11 protein-coding genes and 4 tRNA genes are annotated in these 13,142 nt (G+C 51.1%); 10 read left to right on the top strand and 5 right to left on the bottom strand.

Features of this window, described 5'->3' with window-relative positions; genetic code table 11:
- The first annotated feature begins 9 nt into the window (after positions 1 to 9).
- Positions 10 to 999 carry a metal-dependent hydrolase gene (locus M2403_RS02845; protein ID WP_152325556.1) on the top strand — a complete coding sequence of 330 codons (990 nt, stop codon included), beginning with the start codon at positions 10 to 12 and terminating at the stop codon, positions 997 to 999.
- A 53-nt stretch (positions 1,000 to 1,052) separates the two neighbouring features.
- Here the strand turns inward: M2403_RS02845 and cycA are convergent, their stop codons facing one another.
- Complete coding sequence (cycA, locus tag M2403_RS02840) at positions 1,053 to 2,453, bottom strand: D-serine/D-alanine/glycine transporter (protein WP_152325557.1); 1,401 nt, start codon at positions 2,451 to 2,453, stop codon at positions 1,053 to 1,055.
- Positions 2,454 to 2,826: 373 nt separating this feature from the next.
- On the opposite strand from cycA, the gene M2403_RS02835 reads away from it, so the two are divergent.
- Positions 2,827 to 2,902: transfer RNA gene (locus M2403_RS02835), tRNA-Lys, on the top strand.
- 416 nt (positions 2,903 to 3,318) lie between these two features.
- On the top strand, positions 3,319 to 3,732 hold the full coding sequence (locus M2403_RS02830; protein WP_152325558.1) for a hypothetical protein: 414 nt from the start codon (positions 3,319 to 3,321) through the stop codon (positions 3,730 to 3,732).
- A gap of 68 nt (positions 3,733 to 3,800) precedes the next feature.
- On the opposite strand, the gene M2403_RS02825 is transcribed toward M2403_RS02830, so the two are convergent.
- Positions 3,801 to 5,567, bottom strand: coding sequence for an EAL domain-containing protein (locus M2403_RS02825; protein WP_259228529.1), 1,767 nt, complete (start codon positions 5,565 to 5,567; stop codon positions 3,801 to 3,803).
- Between the two features lie 192 nt (positions 5,568 to 5,759).
- Here M2403_RS02825 and leuA point away from each other — a divergent pair, with 192 nt between their 5' ends.
- On the top strand, positions 5,760 to 7,430 hold the full coding sequence (gene leuA / locus M2403_RS02820) for a 2-isopropylmalate synthase (protein WP_259228528.1): 1,671 nt from the start codon (positions 5,760 to 5,762) through the stop codon (positions 7,428 to 7,430).
- Here the strand turns inward: leuA and M2403_RS02815 are convergent.
- The 3 genes from M2403_RS02815 to M2403_RS02805 form a co-directional block, all read right to left on the bottom strand.
- Complete coding sequence (locus M2403_RS02815; RefSeq protein ID WP_152325561.1) at positions 7,399 to 8,175, bottom strand: helix-turn-helix transcriptional regulator; 777 nt, start codon at positions 8,173 to 8,175, stop codon at positions 7,399 to 7,401. The two genes, leuA and M2403_RS02815, sit on opposite strands and share 32 nt — an antisense overlap.
- Before the next feature lie 3 nt (positions 8,176 to 8,178).
- Positions 8,179 to 8,349: a hypothetical protein gene (locus tag M2403_RS02810; protein WP_165059584.1), complete on the bottom strand. Its 171-nt coding sequence runs from the start codon at positions 8,347 to 8,349 to the stop codon at positions 8,179 to 8,181.
- Between the two features lie 116 nt (positions 8,350 to 8,465).
- Entirely contained in the window at positions 8,466 to 8,690 is a 225-nt protein-coding gene (locus M2403_RS02805; protein ID WP_015697982.1) for a DUF2594 family protein, read from the bottom strand.
- A gap of 776 nt (positions 8,691 to 9,466) precedes the next feature.
- Here M2403_RS02805 and uvrY point away from each other — a divergent pair.
- The 6 genes from uvrY to M2403_RS02775 all read left to right on the top strand — a co-directional run bounded on the left by uvrY (position 9,467) and on the right by M2403_RS02775 (position 13,008).
- Positions 9,467 to 10,123: a UvrY/SirA/GacA family response regulator transcription factor gene (gene uvrY / locus M2403_RS02800; protein WP_152326324.1), complete on the top strand. Its 657-nt coding sequence runs from the start codon at positions 9,467 to 9,469 to the stop codon at positions 10,121 to 10,123.
- On the top strand, positions 10,116 to 11,951 hold the full coding sequence (uvrC, locus tag M2403_RS02795; protein WP_259228527.1) for an excinuclease ABC subunit UvrC: 1,836 nt from the start codon (positions 10,116 to 10,118) through the stop codon (positions 11,949 to 11,951). The genes uvrY and uvrC overlap by 8 nt, the downstream gene beginning before the upstream one ends.
- Positions 11,952 to 12,007: 56 nt before the next feature.
- The gene (gene pgsA, locus M2403_RS02790) at positions 12,008 to 12,556 is read left to right on the top strand and encodes a CDP-diacylglycerol--glycerol-3-phosphate 3-phosphatidyltransferase (RefSeq protein WP_152325563.1); all 549 of its coding nucleotides are present in this window, start codon (positions 12,008 to 12,010) and stop codon (positions 12,554 to 12,556) included.
- Between the two features lie 147 nt (positions 12,557 to 12,703).
- Positions 12,704 to 12,779 (top strand) — tRNA-Gly (locus tag M2403_RS02785).
- Between the two features lie 58 nt (positions 12,780 to 12,837).
- Positions 12,838 to 12,911: transfer RNA gene (locus M2403_RS02780), tRNA-Cys, on the top strand.
- Positions 12,912 to 12,922: 11 nt separating this feature from the next.
- A tRNA-Leu gene (locus M2403_RS02775) sits at positions 12,923 to 13,008 on the top strand.
- The last annotated feature ends 134 nt before the right edge of the window (positions 13,009 to 13,142 follow it).

Raw genomic sequence — 13,142 nt, 5'->3', positions numbered from 1 at the left:
GAGGTCAGGATGGATTCGGTTTCACAATTAGTCTTGGGCGCCGCCGTGGGTATCGCAGTGATGGGCAAGCGGACGCCGGTGTGGAAATCCGCGCTGGCGGGCGCGGTCTGCGGAACGCTGCCGGATCTGGATGTTTTCTACGATCACGGCGACGCCATCAGCAATATGACGCAGCACCGCACGGACACTCATGCGTTGTTGTATCTCACGCTGGTTTCGCCGCTGCTCGCCTGGATGATGGCGAAAATTTTCAGCGCCGGGCAGCACTTCAGACGCTGGTGCAGCACGGTCTGGCTGGCGCTGATCACGCATCCGTTGCTGGATTTAATGACGGTTTACGGCACACAGCTGGGCATCCCTTTTACGCATTATCCGTTTGCGGTCGGCAGCATTTTCATCGTCGATCCGCTGTATACCTTGCCGCTGATCATCGGCGTCGGGCTGGCGCTGTACCGTGAGCAACAGCGCGGGATTATGTGGAATAACGTGCTGCTGGGCGTGAGCTGTTTGTATCTGGTCTGCACGGTTATCGAACAGCATCAGGTGACGGTGCACGTCAGCGAAGAATTGCAGCGGCAGAACATCGAAAGCACACAGGTTCTGGTGACGCCGACGCCGCTCAACTCACTGGTGTGGCGCGTCGTGGTGATGAATAAAGACAGCTACGGCGAAGGTTTTACATCGCTGCTGCACCCGGATTCCCCGATCCGTTTCCGCTTTTATCCGCGCGGAGAAGCACTTTACGAAGCGCATAAAGACAATGCGTTTCTCGCCCGCGTCGCGTGGTTTAGTCACGGATTTTTCAGTGTGAAAGAGCAGGGCGGCCACATTCTGGTGAGCGATTTACGCATGGGGCAGGAACCGGATTACACCTTTGTGTTTGATCTTGGCGAGATGAAAGCCGGAGAACCGCCTCAATTACCGGTCAAAGTGGCCTCGGCCAGACCCTCAGCGGTGAAAATGTGGCGGCAGTTCAGATCGGCGCTGGATGTGGAGTAAACAACCCAAGAAAAAGGAGCCGTAAAGGCTCCTTTCTACTATTACCGGTTCAGTTAAGCGCGGCGGCTTCTGCTTCGCAGCCAGTAGCCAATGCCGAGGATCACGAACCAGAGCGGCGTAACCATCAGCGCCTGACGGGTGTCATCCTGCAAAGTCAGCAGCACCAGCACGAAGGCGAAGAACGCCATGCATACCCAGCACATGATTTTGCCGAGCGGCATTTTGTAGATGGATGCTTCGTGAAGTTGCGGACGTTTACGACGGTAGACCAGATACGAGCAGAGGATGATGGTCCAGACGAACATAAACAGAATCGCAGAAACGGTGGTGACCAGTGTGAAGACCGTCACCACGTTCGGGATCAGGTAAATCAGCACCACACCACCGAGCAGGCAGATGCAGGAGAAGGTCAGCCCGTTAGACGGCACGGCGCGGGAAGAGAGTTTGCCGAACGCTTTCGGCGCATTGCCTTCCTGGGCCAGACCAAACAACATGCGGCTGGTGGAGAACACGCCGCTGTTGGCGGAAGAAGCAGCAGAGGTCAGCACGACAAAGTTGATGATGCTCGCCGCAGCCGGCAGACCGGCCAGAACGAACAGCTCAACAAACGGGCTTTTATCCGCAACAACGTGGCTCCACGGTGTGACTGACATAATCATGATCAGCGAGAAAACGTAGAACATGATGATGCGCAGCGGAATCGCGTTGATGGCGCGTGGCAGCGATTTCTGCGGATCTTTCGTCTCGGCAGCCGTTGTGCCCACCAGTTCAATCCCGACAAAGGCAAACACCGCAATCTGGAAACCGGCGAAGAATCCACTGACGCCTTTCGGGAAGAATCCGCCATCGTTCCACAGGTTACTGAAAGCCGCGACGGTGCCGGTTGGGGTCTGGAAATGAGTCAGAACCATCACCAGTCCGGCAATAATCAGCCCGACAATGGCGACGATTTTGATCATCGCGAACCAGAATTCCATCTCACCAAACATTTTGACGGTAGCAAGGTTCAGGCTAAGGAGAACCAGAACGCAGAGCAGCGAGGCGATCCATTGTGAAAGACCGGGGAACCAGAATTGCGCGTAGGCGGTGATGGCGACGACGTCGGCGATACCGGTGACGACCCAGCAGAACCAGTAGGTCCAGCCGGTGAAATATCCGGCCCACGGACCGAGAAGGTCGGCGGCAAAATCGCTGAAGGATTTGTATTCAAGATTGGAAAGGAGCAGTTCGCCCATCGCGCGCATCACGAAAAACAGCATAAAGCCGATGATCATATACACAAAAATGATGGAAGGACCGGCGAGACTGATGGTTTTTCCTGAGCCCATAAACAGGCCGGTACCGATGGCACCGCCGATAGCGATAAGCTGAATATGGCGGTTAGAGAGGTTTCGCCGCAAGCCTTCTGCGTTCTCTTCCTCTGACTGAGTGAGGATTTTTGACTCTTCTTGCATGTTGTATTGATTCCTGTTTTTTGCTTTTTTGCGTATGAACTCCGCCATATCGCATTTATTTATGTCAGTAAATTGAGCTCTCAATGGCTCTTTTGTCAGCCTAACTGGAACGACAGCCGGGATGACCGGTGTAATAGTAATGTTATATGCGCATTTATTATAACTGGCATGAAAAATGCCGCAGAAAAAAATGTATCGTATTTTTTACAACGCGGATAACTGAGTGTTAATTAATCAAATGTCAGTGACAGCGACGGGAATAATACCGTTTTTCACTGTGATGGGCTTCACAATTATCACTGAGAATAACTGTAAAAAAAGTAGGGATAAGCGTTTGACATCATCCGTTGAGAAGAGAATAATCCGTCCCGTTGGGTCGTTAGCTCAGTCGGTAGAGCAGTTGACTCTTAATCAATTGGTCGGCGGTTCGAACCCGCCACGACCCACCAACAATCTGGTTATCAATGTGTTGTGATTCCCCTATTTCGTCATTCCCTTCTGTTTTATCTTCCTGATTCAGCAATATTATTATTTCGTTCTAATTCCGGAAATATAAAGCTGTGCTTTGCCTTAAATTTAATCAGTGAGTTCGGATTAGTTTTACTGTGGTTAAATTTGATGAAATGCGGGATATAAATTTTCTGGAGCGGCTGTTTAACTTTACTGGTTCAGGAACTTCATTTTTTGACAGGAAATATTCAGGCTTTCTTTGGCACGGCATTAATTTCCCAATGCTTTAACATTGCAATCTGGGGTGTGATTTTGTTTTGCCCGGCCTGCTTCCGGTGCAACAATCTCTCCTAAAAAGAGTCGGACAAATGCGCGCACGCTGCTATTATTCGTGCATAAACTCAGGGAGATAACGATGAAAAAAACACTGGTGGCCTTGGCTGCTCTATTTTTAGCCGGGTGTGCAGCTAATCCTTACGAGCCGACACTTCAGGTCAAATCGTCGTTTGCCAATGCCAGCACCACACCGCCGGCGGGCCAGACGCATGTCAGATTGCACCGCATCGAGCAGTGGTCGGTAATACCTTTTGAAAAGACCTGTCCGCTGATCGTGATTCTAGATGGTCAGACCGTCGCGTCGCTGCACTTTAATCAGTATGTGGATTTAAATGTGCCAAACGGCATGCGAACCATCGACGTTCGTCTTGCCTGCGCACTGACCAAAACGACCGGTTCGATTACTGTGGATGCGAACGGGAAACCTGTCAGTCTCGAAACAGACCGCAGTTTCTTCGGAACCTACAATATCCGGCAGAAAACCGGCGAATGACCGAAATGAAAAACCCGCTCCTGCGGGTTTTTTTATGGCTATTTTTCGCAATGATTACACGGGGAATATCAGATGTACGGTTTCGACCATTCCAGTATCTGATCGTGATGCAGCGGGCGGGAAAAATAGAAGCCCTGTACGGAATCACAACGCAGTTCTTCCAGACACATCAGCGTGTCATTGTCTTCCACGCCTTCGGCAACGACCTGGTAACTCAGCGCATGCGCCATTTCAATCATCGATTTGACGATCACTTTGCTTTTGCTGTCATTGCTGATGCCCTGAATCAGGGACTGATCCAGCTTGAGCGTATCCGCCGGAATTTTTTGCAGATAGTTCAGGTTGCTGTAGCCGGAACCGAAATCGTCCAGCGCAATGCTGATACCCATTTGTCTCAGGGCATCCAGCGATGCGACGGCGTGCGGATTATTCACCAGCGTCTGGGTTTCCAGACACTCGATTTCCAGCATCGACGGGGAAACCTGATGCAGGATTAGCGCGGTATGGATGCGCTGAACCAAATCCTGTTCCACCAGATTATTGGCCGTCAGATTGATGGAAACCTGGATCTGCGCACCGCGTTTTTGCCATTCGGCAATCTGCATTACGGCCTGAGTAATGACCCAGTTAGTCAGCGGCGTAATCAGCGGGGTTTTTTCTGCCAGAGGAATGAACTCTGAAGGTGAAATGACCCCGAGTGTCGGGTGCCGCCAGCGGATCAGCGCTTCCACGCCCTGGAATTTTTTGTCAGCCAGACGAATTTTTGGCTGATAAAGCAGATGAAAATCTTCGCAGGACGCGACGGTCGCCATCAGATCATTAAGCAAATTGAAGGCACGTAGCTGGATAACATCGGATTCCTGCTGATACGGCATCACCAGCTGATTATTGCTGATGGCTTCATGCAGGGACGACATACCCTGACGCAGGGTGGTTTCCGCGCAGGAAGAGGTTGACGAAAAGACAGTGTAACCTGCGTGCAAGCGGACATTGATCGGGATATCGCTGGTAATGCTGCGCTGGATTTTAGCGGCGGCGATTTCCAGCTGATTGAAAATCTCCTGCTGTTCATCGAGCCGTTTGATCAGCGCAAAGCGGCCGAGCATCAGGCTGTAAACTTTGTCGTTTTCATTCAGTTCACTGCGCAGGAAAGCACCGACGTCTTTAAGAATGTTTTCGACTTTCGGAATGCCAATTGAACGCCCGATGTCGTAGGCATAAAGCGTGTCGAGCGTATCAATCAGGATCAGCAGATAGGACGTGTTATCCGGCGTTTTGATCAGTTGCGCGATATCTTCCATCAGCCGCTGGCGGTTAGGCAGGCGCGTAACGATATCCACAAAGCTCACCGAGCTGCGCGATTCGATAATATCAATGACGATAGCCGCGAGATCCGAGAGCATTTCCACTTCCTGCACGGAAAAATCTCTCGGTTGTTTGTCGGCCAGACACAGGCTGCCGACGGCAAAACCATCGCGGGTGATAAGCGGGGCACCGGCGTAGAAACGCATTCCCTCATCGGCGGTGACCAGCGGATTCTCGCGAAAACGCGGATCCTTTTTGGCATCGTTGACGACCATTACCGAAGAAGAGCGGATGGTGTGATCACAAAATGCAATATCACGTGCGGTGTACTGAGTTGCTGTATTAGTTTTGGATTTAAACCACTGACGGTGTTGGTCAACCAGAGTAATGATGCAAATAGGAATATCGAAAATTTGTTGAGTCAGGCGGGTAATCAGGTCAAGCACTTCATCCGGATTGCTGTCTGCAATCTTGAGTTTTTGCAGCGCCGCAAGCCGTTTATTTTCGTTTGGATTCAGAACCCTTTTCATTCTGTACGACCTCTGATCGCCGAACTGGACGCGTTTAGTTATGCACTATAGCGTGACTCTGATTCATTTATCATTTTCTTTTTGTCCGTTTTGCGAGGGTTGCTGTCAGTTAGCAAGGCGCAGAAGGATATCGTTTGCGTACTATGGAATTCGCAGAGCATTGCCGCTCACTTTATTCCTAAGGAGATTCGTATGTTAAACGACCCGTCACAGAAATATCGCCCGTTCCCCCCGGTGAATTTGCCGGACCGCCAGTGGCCGGGGAATACGCTCGATAAAGCGCCGCAATGGTGCTCAAGTGATCTGCGTGACGGAAATCAGGCTCTTGCGGAACCGATGGATAATGCACGTAAACGCCAGTTTTTTGACCTGCTGGTGCGCTGTGGTTTTAAGCAAATTGAAGTGGCGTTTCCCTCTGCATCACAAACCGATTTTGATTTCGTGCGCGGGTTGATTGAAGACAAGCTGATCCCCGACGACGTGGTGATTCAGGTGCTGACGCCGTCGCGCCCGGATCTGATTGCCCGCACGTTTGAAGCCCTGAAAGATGTGCCGCGCGCCATCGTACATTTATATAACGCTACGGCGCCGGTTTTCCGCGAAGTGGTCTTCAGTCAGGATAAGGCCGCCACCCGCGAGCTGGCTGTCCGTGGTGCGCAGCAGATCCGCCAGTTGTGCGAACAATATTCTCAGACGCAATGGACGTTCGAATATTCCCCGGAAACGTTTTGTTTTACTGAGCTGGAGTTTTCACTGGAAGTCTGTGAAGCGGTAGCGAATGTCTGGGAGCCCGGCGCTGAGCGTCCGATGATTATCAACTTACCGGCCACCGTGGAAGTCAGTACGCCGAATATTTACGCCGATCAGATTGAATGGTTTTGCCGGCATTTCAGCCGTCGTCAGCAGGTTTCCATCAGCGTGCATCCGCATAATGACCGCGGAACCGGGGTGGCGTGTGCCGAGCTGGCGATGCTGGCGGGTGCCGATCGCGTGGAAGGTTGTTTGTTCGGGAACGGCGAACGTACCGGGAATGTGGATATTGTGACGCTGGCCCTGAATCTCTATACCCAGGGCGTAAACCCTGAACTGGATTTCAGTAATTTGCAGGCGATTGTCGAAGCGGTTGAGGAATGTAATCAGCTGCCGGTGCATCCGCGCCATCCTTATGCCGGTGAACTGGTGTTCACCGCATTTTCCGGTTCACATCAGGATGCCATCAAAAAGGGCTTCGCGGCGCAGAAAACCTCAGACAGTGACGTCTGGCGGGTGCCTTATCTGCCGCTCGATCCCGCTGATGTCGGGTGCAGTTACGAGGCAGTGATCCGCGTCAACAGCCAGTCGGGCAAAAGCGGGGCGGCCTGGTTGCTGGAACAGAATCACGGGCTGAAATTGCCGCGCGGCCTGCAAATAGATTTCAGTAAAACCGTGCAGCGCGAAACCGATACGCATGGCAAGGAAATGAGCACCAGCGATATCTGGCGGCTGTTCCGTGCGCGTTACGGACTGACCGAGCAACCGGTGGTAAAACTGCTGAGCTACGATATCCGCAGTGATGAGCAAAATGTCTGTCATTTCAGTGCGCGCATCCGCTACCGCAATGAAGAGCAGCAAATTGCCGGCAGCGGCAACGGGCTGTTGTCCGGCGCGGTCGATGCCCTGCGCCGCAGTTTTGACGTGGAGCTGGAAATTGGCGATTACCACGAGCATACGTTAGGGCATCAGAGCCACAGCCGTGCCGTTGCGTACCTGAGTTGTCAGGGACGTCATGGTGAAACCCGCTACGGCGTGGGTATCGACAGCGATGTCTCCAGTGCTTCCGTGCAGGCGCTGTTTAATGCGGCTGGCGGGATTCTGTCTGACTAAAATATTCGCTGGGTGAAATGCCAAGGGAACGGCGGAACATCGCGCTGAATGCACTCGGGCTGTCATAGCCCAGTGCCAGCGCGACATCAATCACCGAGAGACCTGCTGCCAGCTGGTTAATCGCTTCGAGTAATTTTGCCTGTCTGACCCAGTCACTGAAACGCAGCCCGGTTTCGCGCTGAAAGCGGCGCGAGAGTGTCCGGCTGCTGATATCCAGACGCTTAGCCACTTCCTCAAGCTCCCATGACGCACACAAATCGGCGCGAATTTGCTGGCTGAGCACAAGCAACTCCGGTTCTTTGGGCTCGGGCAAATGAAGCGGCAACGTTGGCAGCAACCGAAGTTCGTCGAGCAGTAACTCCATAATCCGTTCATCACGGCCGCCCGGCAGATAATCGTGCGGGATCGTCAGAGATGTCAGAATCAGTTCGCGGAGCAGGGGGGAAATCTGGACCACCTGACACTGCGCGGGTAAATCGGCGCGGGCGAGGGGATCGACAAATAAGGTGCGGGCTTTTACGCCACCGATAAAACGCAGGCTGTGTTCGACGTTTGCGGGCAGCCAGACGCCGCGGCCCGGCGGAACCATCCAGGTGCCGAGCGCGGTGTTCACCTCAACAACGCCAGATAAAGTATGGATCAGTTGCGAACAGTGGTGGCTGTGTGCCGCTTCGCTATCACCATGCTGATAATCAATGGCCAGCGGCGCGATGGCCTGATGAGGTGCAAGGAAGTTGCGGTGCATTGATCAGTGATGTTTCTGTTTCTTGGCGTCTTCGACGGCTTTTTTGGCTTCTTCTGCCGCTTTCTCAATCTCTTCTTCTGTCAGTTGCTCGGCCGCTTCAATCAGTTCTGCCAGCCCGTCGCTGACATGGACTTCGTCTGCCTTGCTTTTGTTTTCTTTATTATTTTCGCTCATTACGGTTGTCCTGATGATGTGAATGCAGGGCTCTATTATAGCAGAATATAGGGCGAAAGCCGGGGGGCGTGCGGGGAAAGCGCGGAGCCCGCCAGGCGGCAGGCTCCGAAATATTCTTACTGGCGATAAGCAAATTTGATTTGTTGCAGGGAGTTTTTGAAGACTTCAGCCTGTTGCTCGTCTTCCATCTGCGCCACAAAACGTTCCATATTCAACATGACTTTACCTGCATCAGCCTGACCAATGGCTTTCAAAATCAGGGTCAGCGTGGCTTTCAGGCAGGCAACTTCGGTCGCCAGTGTTTCAACGTTTGCTTCAGTCGTAAAATCGCAATTACTCATTATTTAAATCTCCTCAGACAGGCTGGCAGGCAGCACGCCGAATTCTGAACGGTAAAAAGAACAGGGCAAAAAGTGAACTCACCCGCTATGAAGGGTGAAAAGTGGCAGCATTTTAGCATAGTTGGCACGGTTTAGTGCAGCGCGGACCTGTTGCGGTTAAAACAGCCAAATAGGATTATTCATACGGAATATTATGGGCGCCGTAAAGAATACTAAACGTAATAGCAAGCTGAGAACCTTTCATGCAGATGTGCAGACTTATTCATATAAGCCATCAGCAATTCGTGCTATCCAAAATAATAATCGGATATATCATAGATATATGAAAGAACGACGTTGACGGATAAATAAGCTGTCTAAGAAAATGCCTGTTTTAGACCTGAAAATTCCGGTGTTATTATTTTTTTACTGCTGAAAACATCGGACCTCTGATCAGCCTTTTCGTTGATTAGACAGGTTTTTTTAACGAATTATTAATACAGGTGATGGCACTTCTCATTTACATTCAGCAAAGTAGTTTTTTTCAGACATTCCTTGGTCAGGACGGCATGATAGAGTAAAATACGCGGGCTATAATAATGTTTTCGTCTTCCTGATTTAAAACACTGCCGATGAGCGGTAGTGGGGCGAGTTTGTTAATGCTGGCCTCTAATTGCCACCTCCTCTTCGTTTATAAGCGGTCTGAGAACACTATTAATGTTCAGCGTACATGATTACGTTAAGACGGGCTTGAAGAACCTGACGGTGTGTCGCCCTTATTTTTTGGAGAATTCTCTTTGATTAGCGTTCTTCTTGTTGATGACCATGAACTGGTGCGCGCAGGGATCCGACGCATTCTTGAAGATATCAAAGGCATCAAAGTCGTTGGTGAAGCGCAGTGCGGTGAAGATGCCGTCAAATGGTGTCGCGCCAACGATGTTGATATTGTCCTGATGGATATGAACATGCCGGGTATCGGCGGGTTAGAAGCGACGAAGAAAATTATTCGTTTTTCGCCCGACATCAAGATAATCATCCTGACGATTTATACCGAAAATCCGTTACCCGCCAAAGTGATGCAGGCCGGGGCTTCGGGGTATCTGAGTAAAGGGGCTGCGCCACAGGAAGTGGTGAATGCTATCCGCCTGGTTGATTCGGGTCAGCGCTATATTGCGTCTGACATCGCTCAGCAAATGGCACTCAGCCAGATTGAACCCCAATCTGAAACGCCTTTTGATTCCTTATCAGAGCGTGAATTACAGATCATGCTTATGATTACCAAAGGGCAAAAGGTGAATGAAATTTCAGAACAGCTGAACTTGAGTCCGAAGACAGTTAACAGTTATCGTTATAGGATGTTTAGTAAATTAAATATTAGCGGCGATGTTGAGTTAACCCATTTGGCTATCCGGCACGGCTTGTTCAACGCGGAGACTTTATCAGGCAGTGAGTGATGAGCGTTTCGACCCTAAAGCCTTTCTGAAAACGGTCACCAGCCAGCCGGGCGTCTACAGGATGTATGACGCCAGCGGCACCGTAATCTATGTAGGTAAAGCCAAAGACCTTAAAAAACGTCTTTCCAGCTATTTTCGCGTCCAGGTTTCCAGTCGTAAAACGGAAACGCTGGTCAAAAATATCGCGCAAATCGATGTCACCGTAACGCATACGGAAACTGAAGCGCTGCTGCTTGAACACAACTACATCAAACTGTATCAGCCGCGCTACAACGTTTTGCTGCGCGATGATAAGTCGTATCCGCTGATTTTCCTCAGCGCGGACAACCATCCGAGAATTACCGTTCACCGTGGCGCGAAGCATGCGAAAGGCGAATATTTCGGGCCTTTCCCAAACTCTTACGCTGTTCGCGAAACGCTGGCGCTGTTGCAAAAACTTTTCCCCATCCGACAGTGTGAAAACAGTGTTTACAGCAACCGTTCACGTCCGTGTCTGCAATATCAGATTGGCCGTTGTCTGGGCCCGTGTGTCAAAGGGCTGGTCAGCGATCAGGAATACAACGATCAGGTAGATTACGTGCGTCTGTTCCTGTCGGGCAAAGATCAGCAGGTTGTGACGCAGCTGGTCAGTCGTATGGAAGAAGCCAGCAAAGATTTGCGATTTGAAGATGCCGGGCGGATCCGCGATCAGATTCAGGCCGTCCGTCGCGTCACAGAACGTCAGTTTGTATCGGGCAACAGCGAAGATCTGGATGTCATCGGCGTGGCCTTTGAGTCGGGAATGGCCTGTCTTCATGTGCTGTTTATCCGTCAGGGTAAAGTCCTTGGCAGCCGCAGCTATTATCCGAAAGTGCCGGGCGGCACCGATCTGGGCGAAGTCGTGCAGACGTTTGTCGGGCAGTTTTATTTGCAGGGGAGCCAGATGCGTACGCTTCCCGGTGAAATTCTGCTGGATTTCAGCTTGCCAGAAAAAGACTTGCTGGCGGAATCGCTCAGTGAAATGGCCGGACGTAAAGTTCAGATTCAAAGTAAGCCTCGCGGTGATCGCGCGCGTTATCTGAAACTGGCGCGTACCAACGCGTCCACCGCGCTGACAACAAAGCTTGCGCAGCAATCCACCATCCATCAGCGGCTGGCAGAATTGGCAAAAACACTCCATCTTGCCGAAATTAACCGCATGGAATGCTTCGACATCAGCCATACTATGGGCGAGCAAACGGTCGCTTCCTGCGTTGTTTTTGACGGCAACGGCCCGGTGCGTCCGGAATACCGCCGCTATAACATTACCGGTATTACGCCAGGCGATGATTACGCGGCGATGGCTCAGGTGCTGAACCGCCGTTATGGTAAAGCGCTCGATGAAAAGAAAATTCCCGATGTCATCTTTATTGACGGCGGGAAAGGCCAGCTCGGCATGGCGCGCGATGTTTTTGATTCGCTGAATGTTGAGTGGGATAAATCTAAACCGCTGCTGATTGGTATCGCGAAAGGTGCTGACCGCAAAGCCGGGCTCGAAACGCTGTTTTTCGTACCAGAAGGTGAGGGCATTGCGTTACCGGCGGATTCTCCGGCATTGCATGTGATTCAGCACATCCGCGATGACTCGCACAATCATGCGATCACCGGCCACCGTCAGCGTCGCGCTAAAGTGCGTACGACCAGTGCACTGGAAGAAATTGAAGGCGTCGGGCCAAAACGGCGTCAGGTTTTACTGAAATACATGGGAGGCATTCAGCCATTACTGAATGCCAGCGTAGAGGAAATTGCACAGGTGCCGGGTATTTCTAACGCATTGGCAGAAAAGATTCATAATGCGTTGAAACACTAAAGGCAATGTAGCAACATACTCATAATATCCACACCGGACAAACAGTTACCTTCGCTATGCAATTTAATATACCTACGTGCCTTACCCTGTTCCGCGTTGTACTGATACCGTTCTTTGTGCTGGCTTTCTATCTGCCTTATCCCTGGGCATCACTGGCCTGCGCGCTGATTTTTGTTTTTGCTGCGGTGACTGACTGGTTTGATGGTTATCTTGCCCGTCGCCTGAAGCAAACAACGCGTTTTGGTGCATTTCTGGATCCGGTCGCAGACAAAGTGATGGTTGCCATCGCGCTGGTGCTGGTCGCAGAATACTTTCATTCATGGTGGATTACGTTGCCGGCGGCGACGATGATTGCACGTGAAATTATCATTTCGGCGCTGCGCGAGTGGATGGCGGAAATTGGTAAACGGAGCAGCGTTGCGGTGTCCTGGATTGGTAAAGTGAAGACAACGGCGCAAATGTTGTCTCTGGTCGCGTTATTGTGGCGTCCGGATAACATCGTGGTGGGTGTCGGTGTGGTTGCGCTTTACATTGCTGCGGTGCTGACTTTCTGGTCAATGTTCCAGTATTTGAACGCTGCGCGCCACGATTTGCTGGAACCCTGATCAAACTGACGTAAAAAACGTCAAACGATCGCATGAACCTGATAATTTTATTGACTCAATCCGTCAGGTCAGTAGAATGCAACGCATCGGAAGGCAGCCAGTCATGCGCCAGAAGATAGTTAAAAAAATCAGTACGTTCTGATTAAAGCGGGAATAGCTCAGTTGGTAGAGCACGACCTTGCCAAGGTCGGGGTCGCGAGTTCGAGTCTCGTTTCCCGCTCCAAATTTTCTTAAACTGGTTCGTGAATTGGTTTAAGTGCAAGACAAGTAGTAAGATTTAAGGCGCGTTAACAAAGCGGTTATGTAGCGGATTGCAAATCCGCCTAGTCCGGTTCGACTCCGGAACGCGCCTCCAATTTTCCCGGAGCCCGGGTGGTGGAATCGGTAGACACAAGGGATTTAAAATCCCTCGGCTTATGGCTGTACGAGTTCAAGTCTCGTCCCGGGTACCATGGAAAATTAGCTGAATAATCAAAAGCAATAAAGTAGTAATGTCGTTATAGCCACCTTCGGGTGGTTTTTTTATGCCTGAAATTCGGCAAGCCACAAGAATGCACAATGATGCTTTTTCGTGTGGCGTGCAGGG

This window comes from Rahnella sp. BIGb0603 (assembly GCF_024808755.1).
In the GTDB taxonomy this organism is placed as follows: Bacteria; Pseudomonadota; Gammaproteobacteria; order Enterobacterales; family Enterobacteriaceae; genus Rahnella; species Rahnella contaminans.
The sequence above is the reverse complement of the archived record's forward strand: the minus strand, read 5'-3'. Positions and strand labels throughout refer to the sequence as shown.

Excerpts from the sequence above, each read along its gene's own strand:
- M2403_RS02845 (WP_152325556.1), top strand. The coding sequence starts at position 10 with ATGGATTCGGTTTCACAATTAGTCTTGGGCGCCGCCGTGGGTATCGCA.
- cycA (WP_152325557.1), bottom strand. The coding sequence starts at position 2,453 with ATGCAAGAAGAGTCAAAAATCCTCACTCAGTCAGAGGAAGAGAACGCA.
- M2403_RS02830 (WP_152325558.1), top strand. The coding sequence starts at position 3,319 with ATGAAAAAAACACTGGTGGCCTTGGCTGCTCTATTTTTAGCCGGGTGT.
- M2403_RS02825 (WP_259228529.1), bottom strand. The coding sequence starts at position 5,567 with ATGAAAAGGGTTCTGAATCCAAACGAAAATAAACGGCTTGCGGCGCTG.
- leuA (WP_259228528.1), top strand. The coding sequence starts at position 5,760 with ATGTTAAACGACCCGTCACAGAAATATCGCCCGTTCCCCCCGGTGAAT.
- M2403_RS02815 (WP_152325561.1), bottom strand. The coding sequence starts at position 8,175 with ATGCACCGCAACTTCCTTGCACCTCATCAGGCCATCGCGCCGCTGGCC.
- M2403_RS02810 (WP_165059584.1), bottom strand. The coding sequence starts at position 8,349 with ATGAGCGAAAATAATAAAGAAAACAAAAGCAAGGCAGACGAAGTCCAT.
- M2403_RS02805 (WP_015697982.1), bottom strand. The coding sequence starts at position 8,690 with ATGAGTAATTGCGATTTTACGACTGAAGCAAACGTTGAAACACTGGCG.
- pgsA (WP_152325563.1), top strand. The coding sequence starts at position 12,008 with ATGCAATTTAATATACCTACGTGCCTTACCCTGTTCCGCGTTGTACTG.